15 protein-coding genes and 1 pseudogene are annotated in these 14,323 nt (G+C 67.9%); 11 read left to right on the forward strand and 5 right to left on the reverse strand.

Annotated elements, in window-relative coordinates; all coding sequences use genetic code 11:
* The first annotated feature begins 49 nt into the window (after nucleotides 1–49).
* The 5 genes and pseudogenes from RDU83_05345 to RDU83_05365 all read left to right on the forward strand — a co-directional run bounded on the left by RDU83_05345 (nucleotide 50) and on the right by RDU83_05365 (nucleotide 2,803).
* Entirely contained in the window at nucleotides 50–613 is a 564-nt protein-coding gene (locus RDU83_05345; GenBank protein ID MDQ7840440.1) for a DUF1573 domain-containing protein, read from the forward strand.
* A gap of 12 nt (nucleotides 614–625) precedes the next feature.
* The gene (locus RDU83_05350) at nucleotides 626–1,054 is read left to right on the forward strand and encodes a DUF1573 domain-containing protein (protein MDQ7840441.1); all 429 of its coding nucleotides are present in this window, start codon (nucleotides 626–628) and stop codon (nucleotides 1,052–1,054) included.
* On the forward strand, nucleotides 1,051–2,310 hold the full coding sequence (locus RDU83_05355; GenBank protein MDQ7840442.1) for a cytochrome c biogenesis protein CcdA: 1,260 nt from the start codon (nucleotides 1,051–1,053) through the stop codon (nucleotides 2,308–2,310). Before RDU83_05350 ends, RDU83_05355 begins: the two co-directional genes overlap by 4 nt.
* Before the next feature lie 23 nt (nucleotides 2,311–2,333).
* A complete protein-coding gene (locus RDU83_05360) occupies nucleotides 2,334–2,498 on the forward strand; it encodes a hypothetical protein (GenBank protein MDQ7840443.1) in 165 nt (54 codons plus the stop codon).
* Nucleotides 2,489–2,803 (forward strand): annotated as a pseudogene (locus RDU83_05365) (class I SAM-dependent methyltransferase). The gene RDU83_05360 and the pseudogene RDU83_05365 overlap by 10 nt, the downstream one beginning before the upstream one ends.
* A 180-nt stretch (nucleotides 2,804–2,983) precedes the next feature.
* Here RDU83_05365 and nagA read toward each other — a convergent pair.
* From nagA to RDU83_05385, 4 genes are read right to left on the reverse strand one after another with little or no spacing between them, the layout of a single operon-like run.
* Entirely contained in the window at nucleotides 2,984–4,138 is a 1,155-nt protein-coding gene (nagA, locus tag RDU83_05370; protein MDQ7840444.1) for an N-acetylglucosamine-6-phosphate deacetylase, read from the reverse strand.
* Nucleotides 4,135–5,787: a beta-N-acetylhexosaminidase gene (gene nagZ, locus RDU83_05375; GenBank protein ID MDQ7840445.1), complete on the reverse strand. Its 1,653-nt coding sequence runs from the start codon at nucleotides 5,785–5,787 to the stop codon at nucleotides 4,135–4,137. Before nagZ ends, nagA begins: the two co-directional genes overlap by 4 nt.
* On the reverse strand, nucleotides 5,784–6,767 hold the full coding sequence (gene glpX, locus RDU83_05380; protein ID MDQ7840446.1) for a class II fructose-bisphosphatase: 984 nt from the start codon (nucleotides 6,765–6,767) through the stop codon (nucleotides 5,784–5,786). Before glpX ends, nagZ begins: the two co-directional genes overlap by 4 nt.
* Entirely contained in the window at nucleotides 6,752–7,984 is a 1,233-nt protein-coding gene (locus RDU83_05385) for a trypsin-like peptidase domain-containing protein (GenBank protein MDQ7840447.1), read from the reverse strand. Before RDU83_05385 ends, glpX begins: the two co-directional genes overlap by 16 nt.
* A gap of 146 nt (nucleotides 7,985–8,130) precedes the next feature.
* Between RDU83_05385 and RDU83_05390 the strand changes: the two genes are divergently transcribed.
* The 5 genes from RDU83_05390 (at nucleotide 8,131) to accC (ending at nucleotide 12,323) form a co-directional block, all read left to right on the forward strand.
* Nucleotides 8,131–8,502, forward strand: a complete 372-nt coding sequence (locus tag RDU83_05390; GenBank protein MDQ7840448.1) for a ferredoxin family protein — start codon at nucleotides 8,131–8,133, stop codon at nucleotides 8,500–8,502.
* A gap of 145 nt (nucleotides 8,503–8,647) precedes the next feature.
* Entirely contained in the window at nucleotides 8,648–9,535 is an 888-nt protein-coding gene (gene accD, locus RDU83_05395) for an acetyl-CoA carboxylase, carboxyltransferase subunit beta (protein MDQ7840449.1), read from the forward strand.
* Nucleotides 9,532–10,521 carry an acetyl-CoA carboxylase carboxyltransferase subunit alpha gene (locus RDU83_05400; GenBank protein MDQ7840450.1) on the forward strand — a complete coding sequence of 330 codons (990 nt, stop codon included), beginning with the start codon at nucleotides 9,532–9,534 and terminating at the stop codon, nucleotides 10,519–10,521. Before accD ends, RDU83_05400 begins: the two co-directional genes overlap by 4 nt.
* A 2-nt stretch (nucleotides 10,522–10,523) precedes the next feature.
* Nucleotides 10,524–10,967, forward strand: a complete 444-nt coding sequence (gene accB / locus RDU83_05405) for an acetyl-CoA carboxylase biotin carboxyl carrier protein (GenBank protein MDQ7840451.1) — start codon at nucleotides 10,524–10,526, stop codon at nucleotides 10,965–10,967.
* Nucleotides 10,968–10,970: 3 nt separating this feature from the next.
* Nucleotides 10,971–12,323: an acetyl-CoA carboxylase biotin carboxylase subunit gene (gene accC / locus RDU83_05410; protein ID MDQ7840452.1), complete on the forward strand. Its 1,353-nt coding sequence runs from the start codon at nucleotides 10,971–10,973 to the stop codon at nucleotides 12,321–12,323.
* Here accC and RDU83_05415 read toward each other — a convergent pair.
* Complete coding sequence (locus RDU83_05415) at nucleotides 12,320–13,276, reverse strand: ROK family protein (protein MDQ7840453.1); 957 nt, start codon at nucleotides 13,274–13,276, stop codon at nucleotides 12,320–12,322. The genes accC and RDU83_05415 overlap by 4 nt on opposite strands.
* A gap of 134 nt (nucleotides 13,277–13,410) precedes the next feature.
* On the opposite strand from RDU83_05415, the gene RDU83_05420 reads away from it, so the two are divergent.
* Nucleotides 13,411–14,289, forward strand: a complete 879-nt coding sequence (locus RDU83_05420; protein MDQ7840454.1) for an SPFH domain-containing protein — start codon at nucleotides 13,411–13,413, stop codon at nucleotides 14,287–14,289.
* Nucleotides 14,290–14,323 lie beyond the last annotated feature (34 nt).

Consider the following 14,323-nt stretch of genomic DNA (forward strand, 5'->3'; position numbering starts at 1 on the left):
TCCCCGGGGGCGGGGGGGTATCGCAGCAATGGGAGAACGGGGCGACACCATGAGCAAGAGCACAAACAAGGCTCACGGATCGGCGGGCTGGGAGCGGAACACGGGGAGCCGGAAGAAGGTGCACGGAATCGGCCTGGTGATGTTTGCGGCCGCGGCGGTCCTTGTGCTGACCGGTCTCTTCCTGGCAGCGCGCTGGCAGTACCTGCCCGGCACGTCCGGCCGGGTCCCACTGCTGCGCGTTTCTCCGGGCACCTACGAGCTCGGCCAGGTCAGCCAGGCCAAGGGCATCGTAACCGTGGAGCTGGCGGCGGCGAACGGCGGCGAAGCGGATCTGACAATCAACGAGATGGAGACCTCGTGCGGTTGCACCAGGGCGGCCCTGATCGTGAACGGCAAGGAGGGCCCGTGGTTCGGGATGCGGGGACACGGCGAGTGGCCGGTAGGGTGGTCGGCACGCCTGCGGCCGGGAGAGCGGGCGGTCCTCCGCGTGAAGTACGATCCGGACGCGCACGGCATCTTCCGAGGCCCGATTGACCGGATCGTGGTCATCCACTCAAACGACCCGCGACAACCCCAGGCCCGGGTCCGCCTGTCCGGCACGCAGGTGCCGTAGGGCGCCGTACCGATGGGGTATTTGCGGCGCAGCGCAGTCTTGATGGTGGCGGCCGTGCTGCTCGCAGCCGGCGGCGCCGCCTGGGCGGTCTGGGCCTACACGGCGCGGCCTGCGATAGCACTGGACCCAACCACCCTGGACTTCGGCCCCCTGTCCGCACCGATGGTGAAGACAAGAACGGTCATTGTGCGCAATAGCGGACGCGCACCGCTGCGCATCGCTGCCATCAGCTCCTCCTGCGGGTGTACGACCGGGAAGATGGACGCGACCGTGGTCTTCCCAGGCGGAGCCACGCAGTTGCACGTGACCTTTGACACGGTTGCCCACGGATCGCAGACCGGCCCTGCCCGCCACGCCGTGTACCTACGCACCAACGACCCGCGCAACCCTGAGGTGGAGATCGAGGTGCGCGCCTTAATCCTGAAGGGAGGCGCGCCGTGAGCCGCGTCCTGCCGCTTGTCCTGCTGGTGCTCCTCGCGACCGCCATCCTGGTTCCTGCGACCGCGGCACCCGCCGCGCCCGAAGCAGGCACCGCACCCGCGGTAGCCATCTACTTCAACGGCTCCTGCCACGATTGCGTCCCGTATCTCAACCACGAGCTGGTTCCGCTGCTGCAAAGCCTGGGCGCCGGCGAGATCGTCCGGCGCGACTACATCCTCGAGCGCCGCTACCGAAAGGAACTGGTCGAGCGCAGCGAGGCGTTGGGAATCCCCCCGCAGCTTCAGGGACACATGACCATCTTCATCGGCGACCGGATCGTGCTGCAGGGCCACGTCCCTTCGGGAATCATCCGTGATCTGTTCTCGCAGGAGATGGCGGGGAAGTATGCGCGCATAGTGGTGCTGCAGGACAAGATGGCCGGGCACGGCGAGGCACCGAAGGACTACACGGCCTGGGCGCCCGGTGGGCAGATCAAGATCTATCGACTGGACGAGCCGATCAGAACCTATCTTGCAACCCTGGCACCTGCCGGCGCGGGTGGCCTTCCTGCACCGACCGTCCAGACGCCCCCGGCGGCGCGCAGCGGCATCGGGTTCGCGCTAATGGTGCTGGGCGCGGGGCTGCTTGACGGCATCAACCCCTGCGCGTTCGCGGTCCTGCTGTTGTTCGTGGCCTTCCTGTTTACGCTGCAGCGCGGCCGGGCCGACCTGCTGGCCTTTGGCTTCACGTACGTCGGCGCGATCTACCTCACCTACTTCGGAATCGGCATCGGGCTTCTCACGGTCTTCCAGTTGGGAGCGCCGCACCTGATGGCGAAGCTCGGCGCCGGCCTGATGATCGTCCTCGGCTTGGTCAACATCAAGGATTTCTTCTGGTACGGCATTGGGCCGAGCCTGACCCTGCCCAAGATCGGTGGCGCCGCGCGCGACCGCTGGATGCGCCGCGCCACCCTGCCGGCGACCGCGGTGGTCGGCTTCCTGGTTGGCATCTGCGAGTTCCCGTGCACCGGCGGCATCTACGTGGGCATCCTCGGACTGCTCTCCACCCAGACTTCCTTCTGGAACGGCCTCGCCTACCTTGCCATCTACAACGTGATGTTCGTGCTGCCCCTGGTGGCGCTGCTGCTGGTAATCGGCAACCGGCGAGTGGTCGGGCAGTTCTCGCGCTGGATGGCCACGAACAAGAAGCAACTGCGCCTGGGCCAGGGCCTGGTGATGATCGCCATCGGCGCGATCATCCTGCTCTGGTTTGTGTAGTAGCTGAGCCCAAGGAGATCGAGATGAACCTGCACGATCGCCTTATCGCACTTGCCAGCTCGCCGGCCGGACGCCGGATGCGGGTTGCCGGGGGCGCTCTGCTGGTCCTCGCCGGGGCGCAGCTTGGCGGGGGCGCCGGGCATGCCCTCGTGGCCGCGGTGCCGACCTTGCTGGGCACATGCGCCTGAGCAATGATCCCGAGGGGCCGTTCGGCAGGTGGCGCAGGAAGTTGTGGGAGCGCGTGCCCGGTGGCCGCGTGATCGAGGTCGGGGTCGGCACGGGCAAGAACATGCCTCACTACCCGAGCGGCGCCTCAATCACGGCCGTTGACATCAGCCCCAGGATGCTCGATCGGGCAAGGCGCCGGGCGGCTCGGCTCAGCCTGCAAGTGGACCTCCGTTTGACGGACGCGCAGGCGCTGGCGTTCCCGGACGCATCGTTCGACGCGGCCGCAGCCACGTTCGTGTTCTGCTCGGTCCCAGACCCGGTGCTCGGCAGGATAATGGACTGGCTGGACCCGATAGTTGCGCGGCTCCTGGGCGCGCACATCAGCCGACGCACGATCGAGAACGTGCGGTCCTCAGGGCTCCTGATCGAGGAGGTAACGGATCTGGTGCCGATGGGAATGGTGCGGCTGATCGTGGCGAGAGCCCCGGACCGGAGGCAAAGCTTCTCAGGCGCCGCCTGGACCCACGACGCTTCCGCCCACAACCACCGCGCTGACGGCTTGATCCTCGGAAAGGATGACCAGGTCGGCGCGAAGCCCGACACGCAACTCTCCCTGTTCCAACCCCAGCAGGCGTGCCGGGGTTGTGGAACCCATCCGAACCGCCGTATCCCAGGCCCCCACCGCCCCGGCCATGTTCTGCACGGCCCGGTCCATCCCGAGGATGCTGCCCGCCAGCGTCCCACCTGCTAGGCGGGGCGCGCCGTCGGTGACGGTGACGGTCTGATCGCCCAGGGTCACCCGGGCCTGAGCCGCCCCTGCCGCGGCAATCGCATCGGTGACTAGGGCCGTGCGCTCCCACCCCTTCAGTGCTGCAACCTGGACCAGGACGGCCGGATGCACGTGCACAAGATCCGCGACAACCGAGCAGGTCACCCTGCGATCTGCGAGCGCCGCGCCCACCACGCCCGGCTCGCGATGGTGATACGGCGGCATCGCGTTGAACAGGTGTGTGGCCAGGCAGGCCCCGGCGTCGAACGCCGCCGTCGCTTCCGCGAAGGTCGCGTTCGTGTGGCCCACCGCGGAGACGATGCCCTCAGATGCCAGGTACCGGGTGACCTCCAGCGAGCCGTCCAGTTCGGGCGCCAGGGTCACGATGCGGATCAATCCCCTGAAATCCTCCACAAGCCGACCGATCCATTCAACAGAGGGAGTCCGCAGGTGCTCGGGCCGGTGGGCGCCAGGCCGCTCCGGTGACAGGAATGGACCCTCCAGGTGCACGCCCAGAATGCGAGGGGCGCCTGGTCGGTCCCTGGCGGCCATGCGCTCCGCGAAAAAACCAAGCGCCGCGCGCAGCCTGTCTTCGGGCGCGGAAATGAGCGTTGGGAGATAGGCGACGGTTGCGGTGCCCGCGAGGTGGGCCTCTGCTGCAGCCAACCCTTCCGCGGTCGGCAGCAGGAAGTCGCACCCAGCCGCGCCGTTGATCTGAAGGTCAACGAAGCCGGGGACTACCGTGGAGTCCGGGTAGCTCAGATCGGGACTGGGATGGACACCTTCTTCCACCCGGGCGATGTGCTCGCCCTCGATCACCAGGAATCCGGGGCCGACTGCGCCCGCCGGGAGCAGCAGGGTGCCCGCCTGGAGTACCCACCTCCCTGTCATCCGAGCGCCCCCGGAGCTTCATCGGCAGTGTCACCGAGGTTCACAGGCATCTTCCCCCCGGCGCGGGCCTGGCCGAGTAGTACGCGCGCAGCCGCGTTCAGACTCGGTTCGTCAGGTCCGTATGTCGCGACGTAGACCGGGATCTCAGGAAGCAGCGCCAGGTCGTACGGATCGCCCGCGGCCACCACGATCAGGCGGTCTCCGACCAGGCGGTGCAGCGTGCGCACGGCCGCAACCGTCCCTGGATCCGGGGTTCCTCGCACGCAGGTCACGGCCACCACCGGACCGTCCGGGATCGAAACGTCATGCGGGTGGATTTCGCCCACAACCGCGCCGTGCCTCCTGAGCGCATATGCCAGATCAGGCCCCACGCCATCCAAGGGCCCAGAGGGGTCCGAGGTCCCACAGGGGATGGAGACGACACTCAAGAGCCCTTGCGGGAGAGGAAGGATACCGGGGCGGTCCCGCACCAGCGTGACCGCGGCAGCGGCGATCTGTGCAGCGATCCGCTCGTGCTCGGATGCATCCACAGCATCTAGTCCGGCCATGGCAGTCGGACAGTCCGCGGCCTCTGCCCTAGTGGGACGGGGATTGCCGACCCCCCACCCCCCTGCCGCCGCCGCAACCCGCGCCCGAGTTTCGGCGAGCCGCGCCCCGCTTATCTCGCCCTGCTCGATCGCCACGGCCAGGCGGTCAAGCACCTCCTGCTGAGCCGGCTCTTCGCCCAGGGCCAGCACCGCGTCACATCCGGCCCGAACCGCGGCCACCGCTGCGTCGCCCATCCCGTAGTGGTCCGCGATGGCGCGCATGCTCATCGAGTCGGTGAAGACCAGGCCCCCGAACCCCCAGTGCTCACGCAGGATCCCGGTCAGAATCGGCGCGGACAGCGTGGCCGGCACGCCGGAGGGGTCGAGCGCAGGATACACGATGTGCGCGGTCATGATCCCCGCCACCCCGGCACGCACCGCCGCGGCAAACGGCGCCAACTCCACGGCTTCAAGCCGCTCGCGGCCATGGTCCACCCTGGGGAGTCCCAGGTGTGAGTCCATGGTGGTGTCGCCGTGGCCGGGAAAGTGCTTGGCCGTCGCCGCCACGCCGGAGGACTGCAGGCCCCGGATGTAGGCAAGCCCCATCGCCGCCACGCTCGCGGGGGAGTCCCCAAAGGCGCGCGCACCGATGATCGGGTTCGACGGGTTGGTGTTCACGTCCAGCACCGGCGCAAAGTTCAGGTGGATGCCCATCGCGCGCAGCTCCCGTCCCGCGATGCGCCCGGCTGCCTGGGCCAGTGCCGGATCTCCGGCGGCACCGAGCGCCATCGCTGAGGGCAGCGGCGTTACGCGCGGCGGGAGGGTTGTCGCGTGCAGCTGGGGGTCGCCTGAACGCGGAGGAAAGCGCGTAACCGCGCCTCCCTCGTGGTCTATGGTCACCCACGGCGGAGGTGCACCTGCGTCCTGCGCGATCGCCAGAAGCGCATCCGTCAGTTGAGCCACCTGGACCGGGGAGGTGATGTTCTTGCGAAAGAGCACCACTCCCAGGATGTGCCGGTCGGCGATCAGCCGTTCCAGCGCCGAAGATGGCGCGGTGCCGGGGAAGTCCACCAGGCACAACCGGCCGGCCGCGCGCCGGGCATCCCGGCCCGGCACAATCACAGCAGGATTGAACCCGCCTTGGCGCGGTCGGAGATGTGGATGCCGTCCACAAAGCGGATCTCGCCGGTCCGGAGCGTCATCACCAGCGAGTGTGTACGGGCACCGCCGCCGAAGAAGCGCACCCCGCGCAACAGGTCGCTGTCGGTGATGCCTGTGGCGACGAACACCACCTCGTCGCCGGGCGCCAGCTCGTCCGTGTCGAAGACGCGGTCAGGATCGGCGATGCCCATCTGACGGACACGCTCCCTCTCCTCGTCGGTGCGGAACCAGAACCTCCCCTGGACTCTCCCTCCCAGGCACCGCAGCGCCGCGGCCGCCAGCACGCCCTCCGGGGCGCCACCGATTCCCATGACCGCGTGTATGCCGGTGCCCCTCACCGCGGCGGCGATCGCGGCCGACACGTCCCCATCGGAGATCAGCTTGATGCGGGCGCCGGCTGCCCGAACCCGGGCGATCAGGTCGGCGTGCCGGGGTCGGTCCAGGATGGTGATCGTGAGGTTACCGACCGGCCTGTTGAACGCCTTGGCCATCGCAATCAAGTTTGCCTCGACCGGATGGCGAATGTCCACACAATCGGAGCAGGACGGCCCGACGATCAACTTGTCCATGTAGATGTCGGGGGCGTGGAGCAGGCCACCGGGCTCTGAAACCGCCAGCACCGACAGCGCTCCGGGCAACCCTTTGGAGACGAGGTTCGTGCCCTCCAGTGGATCCACGGCAATGTCAACCTCGCGGGATCCGCCGCCACCCACCACCTCGCCGATGTAGAGCATCGGCGCCTGATCACGCTCGCCCTCGCCTATCACGATCACGCCGCGGAGATCCAGGCGGCTCATGGAAACCCGCATCGCCTCGACCGCGGCGTGGTCGGCGGCATCGTTGTCACCCTGACCCATGTGGTGGGCTCCTGCCAGGGCGGCGGCTTCGGTTACGCTCACGAGATCCAGGATAGGCAGGCTTTCCATCACGACACCAGCCATGCGGGAACACCTCCCCGCAGTTCTATGAGCGGGACGGTCAGCGTCAGGCGTCGCCCGTCGCGGACAACCTCCACCTGCACGCTCTCACCGGGCTTCCTGCGAAACAGCTCGCGCCGCAGGTCACCGATGGTGCTGACCTTCTGGCCGTTGATGGCTACGATGATGTCCTGCGGCCGCATCCCGGCCCGGTCGGCCGGACTCCCGGGCTGGGGCACAACGACCACGCCGTGGTCAACCGGGAGGTTGTAGGCCCGTGCGGTGTTGGCGTCTATCTCCCCTCTGATCTCGACGCCCAGGGCAGGACGGATCACTTTGCCCTGCGTGATGATCTGGTCCATGACGATGCGGGCGTGATCCATAGGGATCGCGAAGCCGATACCCTGGGCTTCGCGGATGATCGCGGTGTTGATGCCGATCAGGCGTCCGGACGAATCCAGCAGCGCGCCGCCGCTGTTGCCGGGGTTGATGGCGGCGTCGGTCTGTATGAGATTCTCGACGACGAAGTCGGGGCCGGCCTGGATGCTGCGGTTCAACGCGCTTATAACCCCGACGGTCACGGTGCTGCCCAGACCAAAGGGGTTCCCGATGGCAATCGCAAGCTGCCCCACGTTCAGCGCAACGGAGGCCCCCATCTCGACCGCGGGGAGTGGCTGAGGGCTGTCCACCTTGACGACGGCCAGGTCCGCGAACCGATCGGCGCCCAGCACGCGCCCGCGCAGGGTCTTGCCCGAAACCAGCGTGACCGTGATCTCCTGCGCGCCACGGACCACGTGGTTGTTCGTAAGGATCAGCCCGTCGGGCCGCACGACGACACCCGAACCCTGGCCTTCCTGCGGGAACAACCCAAACGGCGTTGCCACCTGGGCGCGGACGCTGATGTTGACCACGGCAGGCCGCACCTGCTGCACCACCCTGACCACAACCGACTCCTGCCCTTCAAGCAGGCGGGGAGCCGGCGCGCCGGGGGGGGCCTGACCGACAACCGGCGGGACCGCGGCGCCGGGCTGCTGGGCGCCGGGCTGTTGAGCACCGGGCGCGGATTCGACCTGTGGAGGCGTGGCTTGCAGGGGAAGGGAGTCAGTGGCCCACTGCTTGGGAATCAGCCCGAAGCGGGGCGCGATGACTCCACCCAGCACACCGCCCAGTACGAGCACGGCCAGCAGTGCGAGCGCCCGTTCCGCAGACCCCCTCCGGGGAGTACCCTCGCCACCAGACATGGACAACGCCTCCTTCGTGGCCTCGTCGGGCCAAACACCATTATACAATCATACAACCCGATCGCTTAGAGCACCGCTGCACTTCGTTGACAGGAAATCCACCCCGCCTGTACCATGGGCGGGGAATACACAAGGAGGTGAACCGGTTGACATTCATCATCGCGGAGCCATGCGTTGACACAAAGGACCGTGCGTGCGTCGAGGTCTGCCCGGTGGACTGCATCTACGAGTACGTTGAGGCATCCGGGGGCTTTGTCGTACCCGATCCGTCCACGGGCGCCGGCACTGACAAGACGGTGGTCCCAAAGGTCGGCGGGACGGTCCATACCCCTTCGGAAAAGCTCACGAAGGATCAGCTCAACTCCATACTGTTCGTCCACCCGGAGGAGTGCATTGACTGCGGGGCGTGCGAATCCGCCTGCCCGGTTACGGCGATATTCGCCGAGGCGGACGTGCCTGAGAAGTGGAAGCAGTTCACCGACCTGAACTACGACGCCTTCGGGGTTCAAAGGAAGTAGCGGCCTGACACCACTGCGGCACCGGAGCCCGCCGGTCCGCCGAGCGGGCTCCGGTGTTGGCTGGCGGCGGCCTCCCTGCGGTATAATCAATGTTTGAACCGGCGGGGATTCTGCCTGCCGATCCTTCTCGATATCCGAGGCGCGAATGCTGAACTGGCTGCGCCGTCCCAAGCATGGCCGCATCAGTCGTCGCGACATGCCCGCCGGGCTCTGGGTCAAGTGCTCCCGGTGCGGCGCGGCCGTCTATCACAAGGACCTGGAGCGCAGTCTCGAGGTGTGCCCGAAATGTGGGTGGCATCACCGACTGGGCGCCGAGGAGCGGCTCTCGATAACGCTCGATGAGCACTCGTTCGAGGAGATGGACGCGGACCTGGCCTCCGGAGACCCGCTCCGCTTCGACGGCTACCGTGAGAAGCTGTCCGAAGCGCGCGCCAACACGGGTAACTCGGAAGCCGCGATCGTCGGCGTCGGTAGCATAGAAGGATGCCGCGTGGCGGTCGGCGCACTCGACTTCGCCTTCATGGGAGGCTCGATGGGCTCGGTGGTCGGCGAGAAGATCGCCCGGGTCGCGGAGCGCGCCCTGGCGGACCGGCTGCCGTTGGTCATCTTCTCGGCGTCCGGCGGCGCCCGGATGCAGGAAGGCGCGCTCTCGCTGATGCAGTTGGCAAAGACCAGCGCCGCTGTGGGACGTCTGCACGAGGCACGCCTCCCCTACCTGTCGGTGATGTGCGACCCCACCACAGGCGGTGTGACGGCCAGCTTTGCGTTCTTGGGTGACGTCATCATTGCCGAGCCCGGCGCCCTGATTGGGTTTGCCGGCAGGCGCGTGATTGAACAAACAATCCGGCGCAAGCTGCCGGACAGTTTTCAGACGGCCGAGTTCTGTCTACAGCACGGCCTGATTGACATGGTCGTCCCGCGATCGGAATTGCGCGGGGTCTTGGCGCGACTGCTGCGGTTCTTCGGCGCCCCGCAGGTCGCGGCACCCCAGGCACCGGAGGCCTCCGGAGACCCGGAGGTGAATAGCCCGTGACCAGGGCGCTTCCGGAGCGCAACCGCGCGGCCGAGGCGCGCGCGGCCGAGATGGAAACCCAGCTCGCCGGGATCCAGCGTGAGATTGACGCGCTGCGCCGGCGGGGGGAAAAGGACAAACCGGACGTCGCCGAGCAGATCCGTGCGCTGGAGGCGCGCGGTGGAGAACTGCGTGAGGCCATGCTGGCCATCCGTACCGCCTGGCAGGCGGTGGCCCTGGCGCGCCATCCCCAGCGGCCCAAGGCCCAGGAGTTCGTGAGGGGGCTCCTGGATGAGTTCACGGAGTTGCACGGCGACCGGCTCTTTCGCGATGACCCGGCGATGCTTGCCGGGCTGGGGTGGTTCGAGGGGCAACCCGTCGTCGCGGTGGCTCCCTGTAAGGGCAAGGATACTCGAGAGAACATCGCGTGCAACTTCGGCATGCCCTACCCCGAAGGGTACCGCAAGGCGCTGCGGGCCATGCGGCTCGCCGAGAAGTTCGGCTACCCGGTGCTCAGCATCGTGGACACGCCGGCGGCATTTCCGGGTGACGCCGCGGAAGAGCGCGGGCAGGCCGAGGCCATCGCCCGTAACATCTGTGAGATGACGCGCCTGAGGGTGCCTGTGCTCGTGGTGATAACGGGCGAAGGGGGCAGTGGCGGCGCGCTGGCAATCGCGGTCGGCGACGAGGTACTCATGCTGGAACACGCCGTCTACACTGTGATCCCTCCCGAAGGGTGCGCTGCGATCCTCTGGCACGACGCCCGCCGCGCGAGAGAGGCCGCCTCCGCGCTGCGTCTGACCGCGCAGGAGATTGCCGCCCTGGGCGTCGTGGACGAGATCCTTCCCGAGCCGCACGGTGGCGCCCACCTTGACCCCCAGGCGGCCATCGCCGCGGTGCGGGAGGCGCTTCGCCCTCGGATGCAGGCTCTTGCCCGCCTTCCCGTGGAAGAACTCCTGCGGCGCCGGTACGCGAAGTACCGCGCCATGGGGTATTATGAGGAGTAATCATGAGCGACCGCATTGATTTCGACCAGGTAAGAGAGGTCATCCGCATCGCGGCGGAGTCGGATCTCATCGAGCTCGATGTTGAGAGTCCAACGCTCAAGGTCCGCGTCAAGAAAGCAGGACCCAACCCTGCTCCCGAAACGCCGGCGGCGGCAGCAGCGGCCGGCACAGCTCCCGACGCGAACGATCAGGACCGCCTTGAGACGGTCGCCGCTCCCATGGTGGGCACCTTCTTCCGGGCCAGCTCGCCGGAGGTGCCGCCGTTCGTCAAAGAAGGCGACCTCGTAGGCGAAGGCCAGGTAATCTGCGTAATCGAGGCAATGAAGCTCTTCAACGAGATCCAGGCCGAGAAGGGCGGGCGCATCGCCCGCGTGCTGGTTGACAACGCGTCGCCCGTCGAGTACGGCCAGCCCCTGTTCCTCCTCGACACGAGCGCCCGGGCCTAACCGATGTTCCGCAAGCTGCTCGTGGCCAACCGCGGGGAGATCGCCGTCCGCGTGATCCGCGCGTGCCGCGAGATGGGCATCTCCACCGTGGCCGTCTACTCTGAGGCCGACCGGACATCAATGCACGTCAAGATGGCCGACGAGGCGTTCTGCATCGGCCCGGCCCCCAGCGCCGGATCGTACCTGAACATACCCAACATCATGAGCACGGCCGAGTTGACCGGGGTGGATGCCATCCACCCCGGATACGGGTTCCTGGCCGAGAACCCGCGTTTTGCCGAGATTGTGGCGGACTGCAAGATCGCCTTTGTGGGCCCTCCTTCCCGGGCAATCGAGTTGATGGGTGACAAATCCGCCGCCCGCGGGCAGATGCAGAAGGCCGGCGTGCCGATCATCCCCGGCACCCACGGGACGGTATCGGGAGTGCGCGAGGCGCTGGAGGCCGCGCGGGGCACCGGCTATCCGCTTGTCATCAAGGCCGCGGCCGGGGGAGGCGGGCGGGGGATGCGCATCGCGCAGACGGCGGAAGACCTGCCGGGGGCGCTGCAGTCCGCCCAGCAAGAGGCCGAGGCGGCGTTCGGCGACGGGCGGGTGTACATAGAGAAGTACCTACAGGAACCGCGCCACATCGAGGTGCAGGTCCTCGCCGATGCCCACGGCGCGATCTTGCACCTGGGCACGCGCGATTGCTCGATCCAGCGCCGCCACCAGAAACTGATCGAGGAGTCCCCGCCGCCGCGTTTGCGCGAGCGGACGCTGGCCGCGCTCGGTCGCACCGCGGTCCGCGCGGCACAGTCAATCGGCTACGTCAACGCGGGCACGGTCGAGTTCCTGGTGGACACCCACGAGAACCTCTACTTCATGGAGATGAACACGCGCATACAGGTCGAGCACCCGGTCACCGAGGCGGTCACGGGGCTGGATCTGGTCAAGGAACAGATCCGAATTGCCGCCGGGGAGAAGCTGCGCTTCGGCCAGAGAGACGTGGAGTTCCGAGGCCATGCGCTGGAGTGCCGGATCAACGCTGAGGACCCCGGGCACGGCTTCCGGCCGTCTGCCGGAACGATTACCGGCTTCATTCCTCCGGGGGGCCCGGGAATCCGCGTGGACACCCACTGCTACCCGGGCTATGCCGTTCCGCCTCACTACGACTCGCTCATCGCCAAGGTGATCGCCTGGGGGCGCGACCGCGATGAGGCCGTCATGAGGATGCGCCGCGCCCTGCTGGAGTTCGATGTCGAGGGGATCCGCACGACGATCCCCTTCCATCTTAGGGTGCTCGACAACGCCTTCTTCCGCCGCGGAGAGGTGTACACGAACTTCGTGCAGCGACGCCTCGAGATGGACGCGCTCTAGGAGCGCACCCGCTCGTACACCACCGCCGCCGCGCCGATCACGCCGACGTCGTCACCCAGCGCAGCGGGCACAACCCGCACCGCGGCCCCCGGCCGCTCGAACGCCTCTGCCTGCACGATCCGCCGGACCGGCGCGAACAGCAGCTCTCCCGCCCGACTCACCCCGCCCCCGACGATCACCAGCGCCGGGTTGAGCAGGTTCACGAGGTTGGTGATGCCGACCCCCAGCGCCGCGGCCGCGCCCGCAAAGATCTCGCGGGCCAGCGGATCTCCTTCCTCGGCAGCGCGTGCGACCGCCTCCGCCGTGATCACCTCCGGCGGCACTTGGGAGAGCACCGTCGGACGGCCGCTCTCCACCGCCAGTCGCGCCTCCCTTGCGATCGCCGTGCCGGAGGCCAGTGCCTCCAGGCACCCGGCGCGGCCGCAGCCGCACAGTGGGCCCCCTCGCGCGATGACCATGTGTCCGACCTCGCCCGCGGTGCCGGAAGCGCCCCGGTAGAGGCGCCCCCCCAGGATCAAGCCGCCACCTATCCCGGTGCTGACGGTGAGGTAGACGAGGTCGTCCACTCCCCGCCCGGCCCCCACCCACCGCTCTCCCATCGCGGCGGCGTTGGCGTCGTTCTCAACGAAGGTGGGCACGCCCAGACGCTCCGCCATGCGCGCCGCCAGAGGGACGTCCCGCCAGCCGGACAGGTTGGGCGGCTCGAACACGATGCCGGAGTCCGGATCCAGGGGACCGGGCGCACCCACGCCCACGCCCAGGGCAGAGCGTGGGGCGACGCCGGATCGGTTCGACAGCTCGGCGACGCTGGCGACGATCGCCTCGATCACCTCATCCGGGCCCGTCGTTGGGGTCGCCACGCGCACGCGCGCGACCACCCGACCGCGCCCGTCCACCAGCGCGGTGAGGGTCTTCGTGCCGCCCAGATCCACACCGATCGCGTAATGTGGCATCCCCACACCTCCGCAGATCTCTTCGGGCCGCGCCCGTCGGCTCCTGGCGGCAGGCAGGACCAACAAGGAAGCTGCGCCGGGTATCCAGAAGTACACTGCGCGCCAGGACACAGGGAGGTGCACAGGTGCCCAACATGGTCACGTTCCTCACGTACGGCATCGCCATTGTCATCGCGGGCATGATCGTCCTAGGCTCTATCATCAAGATCGTCCGCGAATATCAGCGCCTGGTCATCTTCCGGTTCGGCCGCAGCAGAGGCCGCCGGGGACCGGGTATCGTGATCCTGATCCCGCTCGTGGACAAGGCGGTGTGGGTGGACCTCCGCGAGATGTTCCTGGAGATCCCCTCCCAAACCTGTATCACGCGCGACAACGCGCCGATCAACATTGACTTCCTCATCTACTTCAAAGTCGTGGACCCCGAGCACTCCGTCATCCAGGTGGCCGACTTCGCCGGCGCGGCCCGCGGCATCGCCACGACCACGCTGCGGGCGGTGATAGGCGACATCGCCCTCGACGACGTGCTGGCCCGCCGCGAGCAGATCAACCAGGTGCTGCGCGCGAAGCTGGACGAGGTCACCGAGCGCTGGGGCGTCAAGGTGACCACGGTCGAGATCCGGGAGATCCTGCCGCCCAAGGACGTGCTGGACGCGATGACCCGGCAGATGTCGGCCGAGCGCACCCGCCGCGCAGTCGTCACCGAGGCCGACGGCAAGAAGCAGGCCACGATTACCGTGGCCGAGGGCGACAAGCAGTCCGCCATTCTCCGGGCCGAGGGCGACCGCCAGGCGGCGGTCCTGCGCGCGGAGGGCTTTGCGCTGGCGCTCGACAAGATCTTCTCCATCGCCAAGACGGTGGACAGCAAGACGATGGCGCTGCAGTACCTGGAGACCCTCAAGAAGCTGGGCGAGGGCGCCGCGACCAAGTTCATCTTCCCGATGGAGTTCACCAAACTCCTCGCACCGCTGGCGGAGATGACCGAGAAAGGGTTCAAGGAAACGAAGGAAACATAGCCCAGACGGCGGCCGGTTGCCGGCCGCGGGCGTG

The sequence above is a fragment of the bacterium genome (assembly GCA_031082185.1).
Lineage (GTDB): Bacteria > Sysuimicrobiota > Sysuimicrobiia > Sysuimicrobiales > Humicultoraceae > VGFA01.